The organism is Pseudomonas sp. RC3H12, from assembly GCF_018596375.1.
Lineage (GTDB): Bacteria > Pseudomonadota > Gammaproteobacteria > Pseudomonadales > Pseudomonadaceae > Aquipseudomonas.
The window spans coordinates 367,281-384,392 of sequence record NZ_CP075595.1; the positions used below are offsets into that span (position 1 = coordinate 367,281).

General features: G+C 64.0%; 14 protein-coding genes and 1 pseudogene. 6 read left to right on the forward strand and 9 right to left on the reverse strand.

Going from position 1 to position 17,112, the window contains the following annotated elements; all coding sequences use genetic code 11:
* Positions 1 to 5: 5 nt before the first annotated feature.
* Positions 6 to 926, reverse strand: a complete 921-nt coding sequence (locus tag KHO27_RS01685; protein WP_110697659.1) for an AraC family transcriptional regulator — start codon at positions 924 to 926, stop codon at positions 6 to 8.
* A 201-nt stretch (positions 927 to 1,127) separates the two neighbouring features.
* On the opposite strand from KHO27_RS01685, the gene KHO27_RS01690 reads away from it, so the two are divergent.
* Together KHO27_RS01690 and KHO27_RS01695 are read left to right on the forward strand one after the other, a co-directional pair.
* The gene (locus KHO27_RS01690) at positions 1,128 to 1,421 is read left to right on the forward strand and encodes a putative quinol monooxygenase (RefSeq protein ID WP_023630181.1); all 294 of its coding nucleotides are present in this window, start codon (positions 1,128 to 1,130) and stop codon (positions 1,419 to 1,421) included.
* A 42-nt stretch (positions 1,422 to 1,463) separates the two neighbouring features.
* Positions 1,464 to 1,697 (forward strand): hypothetical protein, encoded by a 234-nt coding sequence (locus KHO27_RS01695; RefSeq protein WP_111531735.1) that lies wholly within the window; start codon positions 1,464 to 1,466, stop codon positions 1,695 to 1,697.
* Here the strand turns inward: KHO27_RS01695 and KHO27_RS01700 are convergent, their stop codons facing one another.
* The 7 genes and pseudogenes from KHO27_RS01700 to bglX form a co-directional block, all read right to left on the reverse strand.
* Positions 1,698 to 2,303, reverse strand: a complete 606-nt coding sequence (locus tag KHO27_RS01700; RefSeq protein WP_102682760.1) for a flavin reductase family protein — start codon at positions 2,301 to 2,303, stop codon at positions 1,698 to 1,700.
* Between the two features lie 118 nt (positions 2,304 to 2,421).
* Positions 2,422 to 2,748, reverse strand: a complete 327-nt coding sequence (locus tag KHO27_RS01705; RefSeq protein WP_110697663.1) for a hypothetical protein — start codon at positions 2,746 to 2,748, stop codon at positions 2,422 to 2,424.
* 335 nt (positions 2,749 to 3,083) lie between these two features.
* Positions 3,084 to 4,234 (reverse strand): annotated as a pseudogene (locus KHO27_RS01710) (Fic family protein).
* Positions 4,235 to 4,360: 126 nt separating this feature from the next.
* Positions 4,361 to 5,680, reverse strand: coding sequence for an MFS transporter (locus tag KHO27_RS01715; protein ID WP_110697667.1), 1,320 nt, complete (start codon positions 5,678 to 5,680; stop codon positions 4,361 to 4,363).
* A 270-nt stretch (positions 5,681 to 5,950) separates the two neighbouring features.
* A complete protein-coding gene (gene mifR, locus KHO27_RS01720) occupies positions 5,951 to 7,285 on the reverse strand; it encodes a two-component system response regulator MifR (protein ID WP_111531736.1) in 1,335 nt (444 codons plus the stop codon).
* The gene (locus KHO27_RS01725) at positions 7,279 to 9,036 is read right to left on the reverse strand and encodes a sensor histidine kinase (protein ID WP_214501075.1); all 1,758 of its coding nucleotides are present in this window, start codon (positions 9,034 to 9,036) and stop codon (positions 7,279 to 7,281) included. Before KHO27_RS01725 ends, mifR begins: the two co-directional genes overlap by 7 nt.
* 111 nt (positions 9,037 to 9,147) lie before the next feature.
* Positions 9,148 to 11,439, reverse strand: coding sequence for a beta-glucosidase BglX (gene bglX / locus KHO27_RS01730; RefSeq protein WP_214501076.1), 2,292 nt, complete (start codon positions 11,437 to 11,439; stop codon positions 9,148 to 9,150).
* Between the two features lie 202 nt (positions 11,440 to 11,641).
* On the opposite strand from bglX, the gene KHO27_RS01735 reads away from it, so the two are divergent.
* The 4 genes from KHO27_RS01735 to KHO27_RS01745 all read left to right on the forward strand — a co-directional run bounded on the left by KHO27_RS01735 (position 11,642) and on the right by KHO27_RS01745 (position 14,501).
* A complete protein-coding gene (locus tag KHO27_RS01735) occupies positions 11,642 to 12,250 on the forward strand; it encodes a TPM domain-containing protein (RefSeq protein WP_102682753.1) in 609 nt (202 codons plus the stop codon).
* A gap of 98 nt (positions 12,251 to 12,348) precedes the next feature.
* Positions 12,349 to 13,569 carry a class I SAM-dependent methyltransferase gene (locus KHO27_RS01740; RefSeq protein WP_214501077.1) on the forward strand — a complete coding sequence of 407 codons (1,221 nt, stop codon included), beginning with the start codon at positions 12,349 to 12,351 and terminating at the stop codon, positions 13,567 to 13,569.
* Positions 13,570 to 13,734: 165 nt separating this feature from the next.
* Positions 13,735 to 14,007, forward strand: coding sequence for a hypothetical protein (locus KHO27_RS26120; RefSeq protein WP_110697676.1), 273 nt, complete (start codon positions 13,735 to 13,737; stop codon positions 14,005 to 14,007).
* Positions 14,007 to 14,501 (forward strand): helix-turn-helix transcriptional regulator, encoded by a 495-nt coding sequence (locus KHO27_RS01745; protein ID WP_110697678.1) that lies wholly within the window; start codon positions 14,007 to 14,009, stop codon positions 14,499 to 14,501. Before KHO27_RS26120 ends, KHO27_RS01745 begins: the two co-directional genes overlap by 1 nt.
* A 33-nt stretch (positions 14,502 to 14,534) precedes the next feature.
* Here KHO27_RS01745 and KHO27_RS01750 read toward each other — a convergent pair whose 3' ends face one another.
* Positions 14,535 to 17,087, reverse strand: a complete 2,553-nt coding sequence (locus KHO27_RS01750) for a TonB-dependent receptor (RefSeq protein WP_214501078.1) — start codon at positions 17,085 to 17,087, stop codon at positions 14,535 to 14,537.
* Positions 17,088 to 17,112 lie beyond the last annotated feature (25 nt).

A 17,112-nucleotide genomic window follows, 5' to 3' on the forward strand; every position in this document is an offset into this window, starting at 1 on the left:
GTCGTTCAACTGGCGCTGGCTCGCAACCTTGCCACGTCACGGATTGGCGGCGCGCCGTACAGCCGGCTGTATTCGCGGCTGAACTGGGATGGGCTCTCGTAGCCCACCCGGTAGCCGGCCACGGCAGCCTCCAAACCCTCGTTGAACATCAGGCGTCGGGCCTCCTGCAGGCGCAGTTGCTTCTGGTACTGCAAGGGGCTCATCGACGTCACCGACTTGAAGCGGTGATGCAAGGTGGAGACGCTGAGGTTCACTTCCCGAGCGAGGTCTTCGATACGCAACGGCTGGTGGTAATGGTTGTTGAGCCAGGTAATCGCCTGACAGACCCGATGGGTTTGGCTGTTGGCCAGGGCGATTTCGTACAGCCGGTAACCTTGGGGGCCGCGCAACAGGCGGTAGAAGATTTCCCGGCGGATCATCGGCGCGAGGATGGCAATGTCGCGTGGCGAGTCCAGCAGTTTGATCAGGCGGATCAACGCGTCCAGAAGCTGCGGATCGCTTTTCTCCACGTACAGGCCGAGACCTGATGGCCGGTTGGGCACCACCATCGGGCTGCTCTCGGCGATCAGTTGGCTCAGTTGCGCCGGGTCGATGTCCAGGCGCAAGCCCAGCGCGGGATGCTCGGGGCTGGCCTTGAGCAGGGCGCCGCTGATCGGCAGGGTGACCGACACCACCATGTAGTGCAGCGGATCATAGGCGTAATGTTCGTCGCCGAGGATCAGGGTCTTGCTGCCTTGGGCAAGAATGCACAACGCCGGTTGGGCCAGCGCGGGCATGCCGCGGATCTCCTCTTCGTAGCACGTAAGGTAAAGGTCCTCGATGGCCGACGCCGGGCCATGGGGCTGGCCGGCGTGGCGCTGGATCAGCGCGGCCAGTTCCTGGCGCTGCAGCTCAAGGGTCGAGTCGGGTGGCGGGAGCGTGGTCATGGCGTGGTTCCTCTACTGACCGGGCCAGCATAGGTATGGCCAATGTCGGGCGCTAGTCGAATGCTGTCGTTCGATTGCCTGATCCTGTCGCACGGCAGGATCAGGCAATCGCTCGGCAGTAATGACCTAACGTCGCGCGAGGGCGGGGCCCTAATCTTGGCAGCCTGTTTTCCCGTCCGTAGCGCTTCAAGGAGATCGTTCATGACCCAGCCTCAACCGGTCACTCACCTGGCTTTCATCCGCGCCAGCAACGGTCGTTCGGCGGAACTCGGCATGCGCCTGCGCGACCTGCTGGAGCCGTCGCTGCGGGCGCCCGGCTGCCTGAGCTTCAGTGTGCAGCGTTCGCAGGTCGATGCCGATCTGTGGCTGCTCAGCGGCAGCTGGAGCGACCAGCAGGCGATGAGCGGCTATTTCGCCTCGCCCACTCTGGAGGTGTTCGGCGAGCTGGTCCAGGCGCAGGTGGTCAGCAGCCTGGACCTGCATACCTTCGCCTGATGTGTAGAATGCCGCCCCTACATCATTCAGGCGGAGTGCAGCATGGCACGTAGAGAATTCCCCCACTTCGAAGCGGTCTCGGCGATGGTCCCGGTGCAAGGCGGCGGCTACCACGCGGCGATCGCCGTGAAGGCCCTGGGCATGGGCGGTGCGCCGCGCTTTCACAAAGTGCTCGACGGGCAGGTGTTCCAGTCGGCGATCGCGGCCGACACGGCCGCTTGTGCTGAACTCGAACGCCTGCAGGGCGTAGGCGAGGAAGGCGAACTGGTCTTCTGATCAGACCTGTGGACGGGCCATCTTGAACAGCTCGCCCAGCGCAAAGTAGTCGGCCGGGCCGCCGCCACGCAGGATCGGCTCGGCGGCGGCGGTGTCGTAGATGCCGTCCTTGAGCAGGTGCTCGGCAATGTGCACCGCCACTACCTCTCCGAGGATCAGCCAGCTGGGGACAAGTTCCTGGTCGGCGCGTTTGAGCTGGACGATCTGGCTGACCTTGCATTCGAAGCTCACCGGGCTCTCGCCCACGCGTGGCACCTTGACCACGTTGGACAGGGCCGGGGTCAGGCCACTGAGCGCGAACTCGTCGATATCTGCCGCCACCGCGGCACAGCTCTGGTTCATCTGCTCGGCCAGCGGCCGGGTAGCCAGGTTCCAGACGAACTCGCCGGTCTGCTCGATATTGTTCAGGCTGTCTTTGCGCCCGACGCTGCAGAAACCGATGATCGGTGGGATGTAGTTGAAGGCGTTGAAGAAGCTGTAGGGCGCCAGGTTCAGGCGGCCTTCGCGATCGTGGCTGGAGATCCAGCCGATGGGCCGAGGGCCGACGATGGCGTTGAACGGGTCGTGGGGCAGGCCGTGGCCTTTGGCGGGTTCGTAGTAGTACATCTGCGCAAGGCCGCGAGGCCCTTCCTGGTGGGGGACGAGGCGCCTAGTTTGCCAAGGCTTGGCTCAACTGCAAATGATCAAGCCCGGCCGAAGCCGGGCTGGTAGCGCGCATCAGAGATCAACTGATGCGGTGGCCGTTGGTGCGGTCGAAACCATCCTCTGCGAAGCGCTGGCCGCCGGTGCGGTCGAAGCCGTCTTCGGCAAAGCGCTGGCCGCCGGTGCGGTCGAAGCCGTCTTCGGCGAAGCGCTGGCCGCCGGTACGGTCGAAGCCGTCTTCAGCGAAGCGCTGGCCGCCAGTACGATCAAAGCCATCTTCTGCGTAGTTGGACGACTGGCTCTGTGCAGCGGCAAAGGTGTGGGCGTTGGTGCGATCGAAACCGTCTTCGGCGAAGGCGCCAGTAGCCAGTACCGACAGGGCGAGGGAAAGGATCAGTTTGTTCTTCATGGTCGTAGCTCCGATGAGTGCCAGGGGTTGTTGTTTCTATGGGTTCAATATTACGCCTGTAAAATTGATTAAAAAGCGCAAAAAATAATGGATAAAAATCTAATAATTTGATTGTTTTGGGCGTGAATGGCCTTCAATGCAGTCTTCTGGCGCCCTGCTCGCCGATCAGCCCTAGAACGCAAGAATGAAAAGCGCAGACCGACGACAGGGCCATATCAGCATGTGCCCAGACAATTAATGGGAAATTAAGGCGTGGCGGCAGCGGTTCCTGGGGAGGCATGCACAGGCCGCAAGGCGGCTTGCGCCTGTTCCAGCAGCGTCATTTCGTACAAGCGTCAGGTCGCTTGGGTGTTCACCGTATAGCGGGTACTTCGCCCGCAGCGGGCAGACGAACCAGGCAGTTTTTCTGCAGCAGGTCGGCCAGGTGCCGGGTGGCCGTGGCCTTGGAGACCTTGGCCACGGCCTGGTACTGGCTGGCGCTGATGCCATCCTCGAAGCCGCGAGACCCGCCATCGAGCAGTCGATTGAGCACCTTGACTTGTTCGGGCAACAAACCATCGCCCCGATGGATCAGCCAGAAGCGCGACTTGGCCAGCACCCGGTCAATGCGCACCAGCGCTTGCTGGAGGCTGCGCAGCAGGGTGGCAAGGAACCAGGCTAGCCAGCGTGTGACGTCCAGGTCGCCGCGCTGGCTGCTTTCAAGGGCTGCGTAGTAGCCCGAGCGATCTTCCAGGATACTGCTGGACATGGCGTAGAAACGCACCGCTCGCTGCTCGCCCTGGGCCAATGCCAGGTCTGTGATGGCGCGGGTCAGGCGGCCATTGCCATCGGCGAAGGGGTGCAGGGTGACGAACCAGAAATGGGCGAGGCCCGCACGCAGCAGGGGATCGAGTTGCCGATCATGGCGGCTGCTCTCGAACCAGTCGAGGAACTGCTGCACCTGCTGCTCCAGGCCGGCGCGTGGCGGTGCCTCAAAATGCACCTTGGGTTTGTCGATACGCCCCGATATCACCTGCATCGGGGCATGGTCGCGCCATGCGCCAATTGGCAGAGGAGGTGCGAGCGAGTCGTCGGTTTCGGGGAACAGCCAGCGGTGCCAGAGGAACAGGCGCGGCTGATCCAGCGGGCGAACATAGCCCATGGTCGCGTCCACCATCAGCTCGGCCAGGCCCTCGCTGCGTGTCGTGGTTGTTCCCGGCTCGGCAATGCCAAGCCGTCGGGCGAGGGAAGAGCGAACGGACTCCACATTCAGCTGTTCACCCTCGATGGCCGAGGACGTGACAATGTTCTGCAACAGGGTATCGAGCGTGTCCAGGTTAGCATTGGCCTCGGTCACTGCTCCCGCTCTGCCCAGCAGGCAACCCTGCGCCTGGACGCAGTCCCTGAGCAAGGGGGCAAGTTGCGACTCGTTCCAGCGAAAGCCGGGCCAGTCGGCCTGCTGCCACACCCAGAAGGTGTCTGCAGCGGTGTGCTGTTTTGAGGTCATGAGCCGAATAATAGCGCTATTCAGCTCATGTTGTGAGCCAAATAACGCTACTGTTTGGCGCGCGCCTATTAAAAAGGGGCGCTCCGTCAACCGTAGCGCCCCTTTTTCACGTTTGGCGAGCAGGGATCAGTCAGTGGTGATCCGCGAATGCTGCTTGGTGTCCTTCATCGTTGCGTACACCAGCAGCGAGCAGGCGATGCAGGCGGTGACGTACCAGTAGAAACCGGTCTCCATGCCGTTGCTCTTGAACCACAGGGCCACGTACTCGGCGGTGCCGCCGAAGATCGACACGGTCAGCGCGTAGGGTAGGCCCACGCCCAGGGCACGGATCTCGGTGGGAAACAGCTCGGCCTTCACCACGGCGTTGATCGAAGTGTAGCCACTGACAATGATCAATGCGGCCATGATCAGGAAGAACGCGCCCCACCACGTCTGGATGGTGTGCAGGGTGCTGAGGATCGGTACGGTGAACAGGGTGCCGAGCACACCGAAGGCGATCAGGATCGGGCGCCGGCCGATCTTGTCGGACAGGCCGCCGATCACCGGCTGCAGGCACATGAACAGGAACAGCGTGGCCGCCGAGATGGTGGTCGAGTCGCTGATGCTCATGCCTACGGTGTTGACCAGGTACTTCTGCATGTAGGTGGTGTAGGTGTAGAAGGCCAGGGTACCGCCCATGGTCAGGCCGACCACGGTCATCAGTTCCTTGGGATGACGCATCAGGGTGCGCATCAGGTTCTCTTTGGACTTTTCCTTCTTGGTGAAGGAGGCGGTCTCTTCCATGCCACGGCGCAGGTACAGGGCGACCACCGCGCACAGCGCGCCGATCACGAAGGGTACGCGCCAGCCCCAGGCGTACAGCTCCTCGGTAGTCAGCGTGTTCTGCAGGACGATCAGCACCGCCAGGGCGATGAGCTGGCCGGAGATCAGGGTGACGTACTGGAAGCTGGAGAAGAAGCCGCGGCGCTCCTTGCTGGCCATCTCGCTCAGGTAGGTGGCCGAGGTGCCGTATTCACCCCCTACCGAGAGGCCCTGCATCAGTCGGGCGATGACCAGCAGGACCGGTGCGGCGACGCCGATGGTCTCGTAGCCCGGCGTCAGCGCGATGACCAGCGAGCCGGCGCACATCAGCAGCACCGAGGCCATCAGCGCCGCCTTGCGGCCCTTGCGGTCGGCGTACAGGCCCATCAGCCAGCCACCGATCGGGCGCATGAGGAAGCCCACGGCAAAGATTGCGGCGGTGTTGAGCAGTTGGGCGGTGGTGTCGCCAGCGGGGAAGAAAGCCTTGGCGAAGTACAGCGAGAATGCGGCGTAGACGTACCAGTCGTACCATTCGACCATGTTGCCGATGGAACCACTGAAGATCGATTTGAGGCGGCTGGCGGTGGACTTTTCCGCGGCGGGCGCAACGGCCGCCCCGGTAGGCAGAGTGCTGGCGTTATCCATCAGGGATACCTTCTCGTTGTTTTTGTGGAGCGCGCTCGGGGGCGCAGCTTGAGAAGGGTTTTGCAGGAGGTGTGCCAAATGGGTGCTTGGTGGTCCATTTGGGGGCGTCTTGTGCCCTGTCGCTGGCGAGCCAGCTCGCACCGTATCTGGCTTGCATGGTGCCTGGTGGGCGCTGGCTTGCCAGTGATGGGCTGCCAGGCAGTTCCGGCGATTCAGCATGCAGTGAGCGAACTTCCGCTCATTTGCCTGGACCGATAAGCGGAAATCCGCTCATTCGTTGCCGAGAAAGTCCTCACGCACCAGGCCATGGCGCTGCATCTTCTCGTTCAGCGTACGCCGCGGCAGTTGCAGCGCCTCCATCACCCCCTTGATCTCGCCCCGGTGCTGGCGCAGCGCCGCACGCAAGCATTGGGCTTCGAACGCCTCCATCTGTTCGCCCAGCGACTGCCCGCCTGGCAGGCTCTCAAGGTTCTGCGAATCCAGCCCCAAGGCATGACGTTCGGCAGCATTGGCCAACTCACGCACATTGCCCGGCCAGTCGTGGGCCAGCAGCTGCGCCAATCGTCCTCCGCCGACCGGTGGGGCATGGCGGCCCAGGCGTTCGGCGGCGGTGCGAGCGAAGTGTTCGAACAGCAGCGGGATATCTTCACGGCGCTCGCGCAGCGGTGCCAGGCGCAGCTCGGCAACGTTGAGGCGGTACGCCAGGTCTTCGCGAAAGCGCCCAGCACGGGCCTCTTCAAGCAGGTCCGGTTTGGTCGCGGCGATGATGCGCAGATCGACGGCGATGCTCTGGTTGGCCCCCAGGCGCTCAAGCCTCTGCTCCTGGATCACCCGCAACAGTTTGGCTTGCTGGGCCAGGGGCATGCTCTCGATCTCGTCGAGGAACACCGTACCGCCATTGGCGTACTCCAGCTTGCCGATGCGCTTGCCCTGAGCGCCGGTAAAGGCGCCGCTTTCATGGCCGAACAGTTCGGCTTCGAACAATGTTTCGGGGATGGCCGCGCAGTTTAGCGCGACAAAGGGTTTGTCGGCGCGCGGGCCGAAGTCGTGCAGGCAGCGCGCCACGCGCTCCTTGCCGCTGCCAGTTTCGCCACGGATCAGCACGTTGACCGGCAGGCTGGCCAGCTCCAGCACCTGTCGGCGCAGTTGCTGCAACCCCTGGGACATGCCCAGCAAGGTGTTCTCCAGCTGGGCCTTGAGGTCGGCCTGCTCATGCAGGCGGCGGTTTTCCAGGACCAGCTGGCGTTTTTCCAGGGCCCGGCGCAGGCTGCCCATCAGGTGCTGTGGGGTAAAGGGCTTTTCCAGAAAGTCGTAGGCACCGTTGCGCATCGCCTCCACCGCCATGGGCACATCGCCGTGGCCAGTGAGCAGAATCACCGGCAGGTCGGGGTCGGCCTGCTGGAGCCGGTCGAGCAACTGCAGACCGGACATGCCGGGCATGCGCACGTCGCTGAGGATCACGCCGGGAAAGTGCGCCGGGAGTTGCGCCAGGCACTCCTCGGCACGCTCGAAAAGCTGCACGTTGAAGCCTGACAGGCTCAGCCATTGTTCCACCGCAGCGCGGATGCTGGCTTCGTCATCGACAACGATCACTGAATTCAACATACCGTCTCCAGGTCGCGGGGCAGGGTGAGGCTGAAGCGGGCGCCCCCCGGCAGGTTCTCGACCTGCAGGTGGCCGCCGGCATCGATGACGATGCCGTAGGAGATGGCCAGGCCCAGGCCCAGGCCCTCGCCGACCGGCTTGGTGGTGAAGAACGGGTCGAAGACCCGGCAAAGGTCGGTGTCGAGGATGCCGCCACCGGAGTCGAGCACGCTCAGGCGCCACTGCGCATCGTCCGCCTCGATACGGATCTCCAGGCGTTTGTAGCGCTTGTCGGCCATGGCGTCGAGGGCGTTGCGCAGCAGGTTGATCAGCACTTGCTCCAGGCGGATGGCATCGCCACGGACCCACGCCGGGCGGGCGAGGTACAGCGCCACCTCGACGCTTTCGGCGCGCATGCGGGTGTCCAGCAGGTGCAGTGCCTGGTCGACCACGGTGGCCAGGTCCAGGCGTTCGCGCAGGCCTCCGGGGCTGTTGCGGGCGAAGGTCTTCAGGTGGCCGGTGAGCGCGGCCATGCGGCTGAGCATCTGCTCGAGCGGTTCCAGGGCCTGGCGGGCTTCGTCGTGACGGCCATGATCAAGCAGCAGGCGCAAGGTTTCCAGTTGCATGCGCTGGGTGGTCAGCGGCTGGTTGATCTCGTGGGCCAGCGCGGCCGACATCTGCCCCAGCGCCGCCAGCTTGGCTGATTGCACCAGGCCTTCCTGGGCCGTGCGCAGCTCGCGGGTACGTTCCTCGACCTGGCGCTTGAGCTCCTCGCGGCTGCGCTGGCGCAGCCGGGCCAGTCGCAGGCGCTGGCTGACGAACAGCGCAGCGAACACCAGGCTCAGCCAGATCGCCGCGGCGGCGAGGGCGGCGTTGCGCCCATCCTCGGCGACCTGCGGCTTGCGCAACAGGTGCAGGGTCCAGCCTTCGGCCTCCAGGGGCAGGCGCTCCCACAGGTACTCGGCGGTGCCATCCGGGCCTTGCACGCGGGTCAGGTGGCTGGTGTCGGTGAAGCGAGTCAGGGCCTGGTGCTGCAGGGGCACCAGCGGCTGCTTGTCGTACTGGCGGGTCTCCGCCAGCTCGGCGCGGTCGGCACCGGACAGCGGTTGCAGTTCGCGGTAACGCCAGCCGTCCTGGTTGGCAATGAAGGTGATGCCGCGGGCATCGCTGACCAGCAGGATGTCGTTGCCCTGGCGCCACTCGCGCTCGAGCTCCGGGAACTCCAGCTTGACCACCATGGCGCCGAGGAAGCGGCCATGTTCATCGTTCACCGCGCTCGCCAGGAAATAACCTGGCACGCCGCTGGTCACGCCGACGGCGTAGAAGCGGCCACTGCCCTGGCTGCGGGTCTGTTTGAAATAGGGGCGAAAGCCGTAGTTGGAACCGACATAGGTGGTCGGCAGGCGCCAGTTGCTGGCCGCGATGGCCAGGCCCGTGCGGTCCAACAGCTCCAGGGTGGAAGAGTTGGCGGCGCCGTTGATGCGTTCGAGCTTGCGGTTCAGGGCGTCCTGCACCTGTTCGGTAACCGGGCCGCGCAGGGCGGCGATCAGTTCAGGGTCCAGCGCCAGTACCGCAGGCAATGCACGGTAGCGCTCGATCAGGGTATGCAGGGCGTTGGCATACAGGCCCAGTTGCTGGCCGGCCCGGCGGGCGTCGGTTGCCATCGCCTCGCGCTTGGCCTGGTGCATGGCCCAGCCGGCGCTGAGTGTGGTGCCGACCAGGATCAGCAGGATGATCAAACCCAGGCGCAGGGTGCGGAAGGATGAGGGCATGGGGCGGATCCGGGGTTGCGGTTGTCTGTGCCGGCCTCTTCGCGGGGCAAGCCCGCTTCCACAGCGTGATGTGTGGAAACGGGCTTGTCCCGCGATGGGGCCGGGTCTGGCTTACAGCAGCTCGAAGCTCTGCTGTTGCACCGCTTCGGAATCGAGGCCGACCTGCACGTTGAACTGGCCAGCCTCGGCAACGTGCTGCAGTTGGCCATTGTAGAACTTCAGATCCTGCTCACTGATGTCGAAAGTCAAGGTTCGCGACTCGCCGGCCTTGAGCATCAGCTTCTGGAAGTTCTTCAGCTCCTTCACCGGGCGGCTCATCGACGCGCTCTGGTCCTGGATATACAGCTGCACCACGGTCTCGCCGTCACGCTTGCCGGTGTTCTTCACAACGACCTTGGCCTTGAGGGTCACGCCGCGCTTTAGCTCGGTCTGCGACAAGGTCAGGTCGGACAGTTCGAAGCTGGTGTAGCTCAGGCCGTAGCCGAACGGATACAGCGGGCCGTTTGGCTCCTCGAAGTATTGCGAGGTGTAGTTGCCCGGCTTGCCTGGGGTGAACGGGCGGCCGATGCGCATGTGGTTGTAGTACATCGGGATCTGCCCGACCGAACGCGGGAAGGTGATGGCCAGCCGCCCGGACGGGTTGTAGTCGCCAAACAGTACGTCGGCGATGGCGTTGCCGCCTTCGGTGCCGCTGAACCAGGTTTCGAGGATGGCGTCGGCCTGCTCGCGTTCCCAGGCGATCGACAGCGGACGACCGTTCATCAGCACCAGCACCAGGGGTTTTCCGGTGGCCTTGAGCGCCTTGATCAGGTCGCGTTGTACCGCGGGGATCTCCAGGGTGGTGCGGCTTGAGGACTCGTGGGACATGCCCCGGGACTCGCCGACCACGGCCACGACCACGTCCGATTGCCTGGCGGCCTTGACCGCTTCGTCGATCAGCACTGCGGCCGGACGCGGGTCGTCGACGATTTCCGGGGCGTCGAAGTTGAGGAAGTTCAGGTAATCGAACATCGCCTTGTCGCCAGTGACGTTCGAGCCCTTGGCGTACACCAGCTTGGCCTTGCCTTCGACGGCGCGGCGCAAACCTTCACGCACGGTCACCGAGTGCTGCGGTTTACCGTCGGCGGCCCAACTGCCCATCATGTCGATCGGCGCATCGGCAAGTGGGCCGACCACGGCGATGGTGCCGGCCTTTTTCAGGGGCAGGGTCTGCTCGCGGTTTTCCAGCAGCACCAGGCCGCGGCGTGCCACGTCACGCGCAGCTTCGCGGTGCAGGCGGTCCTCGGCGTAGTAGTCCTTCAGGTCGGTCTCAGGCTTTGGAATGCGCACGTAGGGGTCTTTGAACAGACCCATGTCGTACTTGGCGCCCAGCACTTCACGCACTGCCTGGTCCAGTTCTGCCTGGCTGACCTCACCGGACTTCAACAACCCAGGCAGTTCTTCGCCGTAGAGGGTGTCGTTCATGCTCATGTCGATGCCGGCCTTGATCGCCAGCTTGGCGGCTTCGCGGCCGTCACGGGCCACGCCATGGCGGATCAGTTCCTGGATGGCGCCGTGGTCGCTGATGGTCACGCCCTTGAAGCCCCACTGCTTGCGCAGCAAGTCGTTCATCAGCCAGGTGTTGGACGTGGCCGGCACGCCGTTGATCGAGTTCAGCGCCACCATTACCCCGCCAGCACCGGCGTCGAGCGCGGCGCGGTAGGGCGGCAGGTAGTCGTTGTACATCTTCGGCAGGCTCATATCGACCGTGTTGTAGTCGCGGCCCCCTTCCACGGCGCCGTACAGGGCGAAGTGCTTGACGATGGCCATGATGCTGTCGGCATTGGCCGGGCTCGACCCCTGGAACGACTTGACCATCACCTGGCCGATCTTCGAAGTCAGGTAGGTGTCCTCGCCAAAGCCTTCGCTGGTGCGCCCCCAACGCGGGTCGCGGGCAATGTCGACCATCGGTGCGAAGGTCATGTCCAGCGAGTCGGCGGCCGCCTCGACGGCCGAGGTGCGGCCGACCTTGGCGATGGCGTCCATATCCCAGGACGAGGCCAGGCCCAGGCCGATCGGGAAGATGGTGCGTTCGCCATGGATGGTGTCGTAGGCGAAGAACATCGGGATCTTGAGGCGGCTGCGCATGGCCGCGTCCTGCATCGGACGGTTCTCCGGGGCGGTGCGCGAGTTGAAGGTGCCGCCGATGCGTCCGGCGGCGATTTCCTCGCGGATCTTCGCGTGGGGCATCTCGGGGCCGATGCTGATCAGGCGCAGCTGGCCGATCTTCTCGGCCTCGGTCATCTGGCTGATCAGATGGTCGACGAACGCCTGCTTGTCCTGCAGGGGCGGGGCGATAGGGGCGGCAAGGGCCGCCTGACTGGCAAGGCCCATGGCCAGGCCCAGCAAAGACAGTTTCATCATCAATTCCGTTGTCGAGTGATAGCGGTGGGCCGAGACGTTTCGTATGCCTGTTGTTGTCGTGTCCGCTGGCCGTGTTGTGGATCATTCATCCATGATCCGACGCAGTCGCGGATTATGCCTTATATGAGGCATTTGTTGAGATACACTCTCGCCCACCCGATTGCCGGGATAACAACGATAAGAACGCTCGAGAGACGATGGCATGACCGAATACGAACAGCGCCAGATCGCCGAGGCGATTGCACGCGCCGAACGGCGCACCGATGCGGAGCTTGTGACCGTGCTGGCCCGCCGCGCCGATGATTTCCCCTACCTGCCGTTGATCTGGGCCGCCTTGCTGGCCTTGTTGATACCCGGCGCGTTGCATGTGTGGCTGGGTGGTATCGGCGTCAATGGCCTGTTGTTGGCGCAGATGCTGACCTTCATCAGCTTGTGCCTGGTGTTGCGCCATCCGCGCCTGGCTGCCTGGGTGGTGCCGTCGATGTTGCGCCGCCGGCGCGCTTCGGGCCTGGCCCGCCAGCAGTTTCTCGAGCTCAACCTGCAGCGTACCGCCGGGGCCACGGGTGTGCTGATCTTCGTCAGCGAAGCCGAACGCCATGTCGAGATCCTGGTCGACGAGGGCATCGCCCGGCACCTGCCCGAGCAGGCGCGCGAGGCGATCGTCGCCCGTTTCACCGACCAGGTGCGCCAGGGCCATACCTTGCAGGGCTTCGTCGAATGCATCGAGGCCTGCGGCGAGCTGCTCAGCGAACATGTACCCCCGACCCATGCGCGCAACGAACTGCCCAACCGCCTGGTGATTCTCGACTGACCGTTGGCGAGCAAGGGCATGTTTCGCCAGGGGCATCATCGACGTAGAATGCCCGGCATTGCGCATCGCGCTCCCCGCATTTCGAGGCACCCGTTCCCATGTCTTCCCCTTCCTCCGCCCATGGCGCGCCGGACGCGCGCGCCCAGTTCCTGAGCCTGCTCGCCGATGCGCTGGGCGACGGCAGCCTGAGCAAGCTGGTGCTGGCCCGCCATGTCGGTACCGACCAGACCCTGCAGCGGATCATCGCCAAGGCGGTGCAGATCAAGGGCCAGGCCTGCCTGTCGTTGGTCTACCGTCACCAGACCCGCGACATTACTCGCAACCTGGGGTTGGACGAGGCGCAGGCGCTGGTGGCCGAACTGCTCCCCGAGAGCTTTCGCAACGCGCACCTGTTCACCCCGGCCGGTGAGGTGCAACTGGAGTTCAGCAAGAAGGGCAAGCCGATGCTGCGCCGGCACCTGGCCCAGCAGGCGCCCCGCGAGACGGGCGCGGGTGGCCATGACCGGCAGAAGAAGCGTTACCTGGAGCTGTCGCGGCCGTTCCTGCGCGACCTGGGGGTGACTGACGCGCAGGGCGCGCTGATCCCGTCCATGTCGCGCAAATGGAAGCAGATCAACAAGTTCATCGAGGTCTTCGACCATGCCTTGAGCGACGCGCCCGTGGACGCCCAGCAGAGCCTGAAGGTCGCCGACTTCGGTTCGGGCAAGGGCTATCTGACCTTTGCCATGCACGACTACCTGCGCAACACCCTCGCCCGTGAGGCGCAGGTCACGGGTGTCGAGCTGCGCCCGGACATGGTCGAGTTGTGCAACGCCGCCGCCGCGCGCCTGGAGCACCCGGGTCTGGTGTTCGAATGCGGCGATGTGCGCAGCGTGGTGCCTGAGGCCATCGATGTGATGATCGCCTTGCATGCCTGCGACATCGCCACCGACTATGCCATCCACAGCGGTATTCGCTGCAACGCCGCGATCATCATGTGCTCGCCGTGCTGCCACAAGCAGATCCGCCCGCAGTTGCACAGCCCGGGGCTGTTGCAACCGATGCTGCAGTACGGGCTGCACCTCGGCCAGCAGGCCGAGATGCTCACCGACAGCTTGCGCGCCCTTTACCTGGAGGCTTGCGGCTACGAGACCAAGGTGTTCGAGTTCATCTCGCTCGAGCATACCAACAAGAACAAGATGATCCTTGCGGTCAAGCGTCGGCAGCCCCAGGACAATGCGGGTCTGCTGGAGAAAATCGCCGAGCTCAAGACGTTCTATGGGGTGCGCGAGCATTGCCTGGAGACGTTGTTGAAGGCGGATGGGCTGATCGCTGGATAATCGATCTACAGCACTTTCACAAATTTGGTTAGGTCGTTTCCGAAGCGACCTTTTTGAGCCCGTTTCATCCCTCTGGCACCTAGTCTGGCTTGTGATGACGCCTGTCGGCGTCGCATGGTTGTCACTTGACAACCTATCTCTCATATCCATACTGGAGCTCAACCGATGGTCCGTCCCCTCCATCCAAACAAGGAAGTCGAACAGTCCCTGACGCACGACGAGGCGCGGGGCTGGAGAGTCTCTGTGGGAGGTGGCCATTGCTGGGGTCGGATCTATTGCCCTAACAACGACCGCGAATGCCGCTGCGGCGAGTTCTGCATCACCAGCGTGTGGAGCACGCCCAGAAACCCGGGCACCTTCGCCCGCCAGTTACGCCGGATCGTGGACAACTGTACGTCGACAAGCGCGATAGCCAATCAGTCAGTGGAGCGAAAGTGATGGAGTACGAGTTCACCCTCAAATACCAATTGACCGAGGACATGGACGTCGATGCGCTGATCGAGCGCCTGGGGGAGGCCGGTTGCGATGATGCAGTGGTCGGTAGCGGCCAGCCGGGCCGTCTGGCCCTGGCCTTCGCCCGCGAGGGCGGCACGGCGCGGGAGGCACTGCACAGCGCCCTGGCGGATGTGCGGCAAGTGTTGCCGGATGCCCGGCTGATCGAGGCCAGCCCCGACCTGGTTGGCCTGACCGATGTGGCGGAGCTGGTGGGGGTGTCCCGGCAGAACATGCGCAAGCTCATGCTCACCCATCACCGCAGCTTTCCGGCCCCGGTGCATGACGGCACGCTCTCGCTCTGGCACCTCGCCGACATCCTGTCGTGGATGCAGGCACGCGGTACGCATACGGTTGCCCAGGCAGTCCATGAGCTGGCCATCGTGGCGATGCAGGTGAATGTCGCCAGGGCCCAGGAGCGGGTGTCGAACGGCAGGTGATGCACTCCGTTGCATCATTGCCTGCCAGCGGGTTCAGAAGAACCGAGTCACGCTGATCTTGGCATTGCGCCCCTGGGTATAGGCGTTCTCGCCCGACAGCTCCGGCCGGATGGCCTTGTTGAACAGGTTGTCCACGGTCAGGTTGACCTCGGTGCCCTTGAGGTAGGGTTGCTGCGGCTTCCAGTTGGCGAACAGGCCATGGATCTGGTACTTCTCGTTGCCGAAGTTGTCGTAGTAGCGGTCACCGAGCGCGCTGGCCGGGCCCTCGAAGTACTTGTCGCTGGGCAGGTGGTGGGTGGCGCCGACGAACTGCGCGGTCCAGCCGACCCGGGCGTCCCAGGCCGGGATCTTCACGCCAAGGGTGGTGATCCATTTCGGTGCCGGTACATCCTTGGCCCAGACATCCGGCCCCCAGGGGTTGGTGTACGCGCCCTCGTGGCGACCCTCCATCCAAGAGTACGACAGCGCACCGAACCAATAGGTGGCGTCGTAGAAGGTCTCGACTTCGAAACCCTTGTAGGTCACATCGCCGATATTGCGGTAGTTGCCCATCAGCCCGTCGCCGCAGGTGTTGGCAATGGTGCCGCCGCTGACCAGTTGCTCCTGGCAGCCGATGCCGGTGGCCTTGAAGATCTCGTCAGTGACCTTGTTGTGGAATGCCATGGTGCGAATCTGCGCGCTGTCGCCTTGGCTGAGCACATTGGTGAAGGTACTGATGCTACCGACCCGCACACCGGTGATGCGCTCGGGGTCGAGGTTGCGACTGGTGGCGGTGCGGCTGCCGACACCCTGCACTTCATACTGTTCATCCAGCACCGGGGCGCGCCAGGTCTTGCTGTAGTCGGCGAACAGCGCGGTCTGTTCGTTCATCTTCCAGAACAGCGACAGACGTGGCGACCAGCCGCTGTAGGTCTTGTCGCTGTAGTCGTGGCCAGCCGCGGGGTTGTTGTAGTACGGCGCCTGGTTAGGCTTGCCCTCGTTGGTCACGTGGTCGTAGCGCAACGATGGCGTGATGGTCAGGTCGCCCAGGGTGATGGCGTCCTGCAAGTAGTAGCCCTGGCTGTCGACCTGGCCACTGGGCATGAAGTACGGCTGGTAGTAACCATAGTTGTACTTGGGTACTTCGTAGGTCTTGCCGGGCATCCACATCTGCGTGTCGCGGTCATGGCGACGCACCTGCACGCCTGCGGTGAGCGCATGTTCCAGGGGACCGGTGAGGAAGGTGCTGGTGTTCTTCACATCAAGCATGCGGTCCTTGTACTCGGTGTCCATCTTGCGCCCACCGGTGGCGGGCTGGAAGAACGCCGTGGCGTCGCGCTCATCGGTCTGCTTGGTGTCCGATTCGGAGTACTTCACCTGCAGGTCCACCCACGGGTTTTCGATCGGTTGGTACTTGTAGGTAGCCGACCAGGTGGTGTCGATGGTGCGGCGGTTGGCGAGGAAACGCTTGAGGGCGGCTTCGTAGCCGTACTTCTTGATATCCGCCGCAGTGGGGGGCGTGCTGAAGGCGGTCGATGAGAAGGTGGTCCAGCGCTGGCTTTCCGATTGTGCCCAGGACAGCCCCAGGCTGTGCTCGTCGGTGAAATGTATGTTGGTCTTTAGCAGAGCGCCGTCCAGGTCCAGGGCGCTGTAGGGGATGCGCTGGGGGTTGATCGGCCATTTGCCGGTGGGGTCGGGCAGGCTGTCGGCCATCTTCAGGTTGCCGCCGTCGCGCTTGGTGTAATACACCAGGCCGTCGATGCGACCGTCGTCGGTACGGCCGAACAATGCCGAGCTGTAGATCTGCTGGTGGTCGTTGCTGCCATAGCCGTACTTGAGCATCGCACCGCTGTTGCGGCCCTCTTGCAGCAAGTCGCCGGCGTCCTTGGTTTCCATATTGACGCTGCCGCCGAAGCCGCCGTTGCCAGTCTTGACCGAGTGCGGGCCTTTTTCGACCTCGATGTGCTTGATCAGCTCGGGCTCGATGAAGATGGTGCCTTGCTGATAGCGCTCAAAGCCGCTCTTGGGCGCACCGTCGAGGGTCATCGGCACGTCCTCGGCGTCGCCAAAGCCCCAGATGTTGATGGTCTGGCCGCCGGGCTTGGACGAGCCGCCCATGTTTACCCCCGGCAGGGTCGCCAGCACGCTGGGAATATTGCTGGGCTGGTAGCGGTCGATCTGCTCCTGGTCGAGCGTCGAGCGCCCGACGTTGCCAGCGTCGACCTGCTGCCCGTCACCCACGATGCTCACGGCACCGAGTTGCAGGCTGTTGTCGGCAGTCGGGTCGTCTTCGCGCAGGCGTACCACGTAGGTGTTGCCCATGCGCACCACGTTGAAGCGGCTGCCGACCAGCAGGCGGCTGATAGCCACTTCGGCTTCGAAGTCGCCCTTGAGCGCCGGTGCCTGGGCACCGCCGAGCAGGGCCTCGTCGAACAGCAGCTGGACCTTGGCCTGCTGGGCCAGTTGGCTCAGCGAGCGCGCCAGCGGTTGCGCCGGCAGGTCGAACGGTACCGGTGCGGCTTCGGCGGCCAGGCTCATGGCCAGGCACAGGGCCAGCAATGTGGGTCGGACAGGCAGGCAGTGCAATGGACGCAACGCGGACAACATGGTTTCCCCCAAACGGCAAAAGGCC

What these genes read in the sequence shown, in the direction of transcription:
- KHO27_RS01690 (WP_023630181.1), top strand. Translation starts at nt 1,128, where the DNA reads ATGACCCAGCCTCAACCGGTCACTCACCTGGCTTTCATCCGCGCCAGC.
- KHO27_RS01745 (WP_110697678.1), top strand. Translation starts at nt 14,007, where the DNA reads ATGGAGTACGAGTTCACCCTCAAATACCAATTGACCGAGGACATGGAC.
- KHO27_RS01725 (WP_214501075.1), bottom strand. Translation starts at nt 9,036, where the DNA reads ATGCCCTCATCCTTCCGCACCCTGCGCCTGGGTTTGATCATCCTGCTG.
- KHO27_RS01685 (WP_110697659.1), bottom strand. Translation starts at nt 926, where the DNA reads ATGACCACGCTCCCGCCACCCGACTCGACCCTTGAGCTGCAGCGCCAG.
- KHO27_RS01740 (WP_214501077.1), top strand. Translation starts at nt 12,349, where the DNA reads ATGTCTTCCCCTTCCTCCGCCCATGGCGCGCCGGACGCGCGCGCCCAG.
- KHO27_RS01750 (WP_214501078.1), bottom strand. Translation starts at nt 17,087, where the DNA reads ATGTTGTCCGCGTTGCGTCCATTGCACTGCCTGCCTGTCCGACCCACA.
- KHO27_RS01700 (WP_102682760.1), bottom strand. Translation starts at nt 2,303, where the DNA reads ATGTACTACTACGAACCCGCCAAAGGCCACGGCCTGCCCCACGACCCG.
- mifR (WP_111531736.1), bottom strand. Translation starts at nt 7,285, where the DNA reads ATGTTGAATTCAGTGATCGTTGTCGATGACGAAGCCAGCATCCGCGCT.
- KHO27_RS01715 (WP_110697667.1), bottom strand. Translation starts at nt 5,680, where the DNA reads ATGGATAACGCCAGCACTCTGCCTACCGGGGCGGCCGTTGCGCCCGCC.
- KHO27_RS01735 (WP_102682753.1), top strand. Translation starts at nt 11,642, where the DNA reads ATGACCGAATACGAACAGCGCCAGATCGCCGAGGCGATTGCACGCGCC.
- bglX (WP_214501076.1), bottom strand. Translation starts at nt 11,439, where the DNA reads ATGATGAAACTGTCTTTGCTGGGCCTGGCCATGGGCCTTGCCAGTCAG.
- KHO27_RS01705 (WP_110697663.1), bottom strand. Translation starts at nt 2,748, where the DNA reads ATGAAGAACAAACTGATCCTTTCCCTCGCCCTGTCGGTACTGGCTACT.
- KHO27_RS01695 (WP_111531735.1), top strand. Translation starts at nt 1,464, where the DNA reads ATGGCACGTAGAGAATTCCCCCACTTCGAAGCGGTCTCGGCGATGGTC.
- KHO27_RS26120 (WP_110697676.1), top strand. Translation starts at nt 13,735, where the DNA reads ATGGTCCGTCCCCTCCATCCAAACAAGGAAGTCGAACAGTCCCTGACG.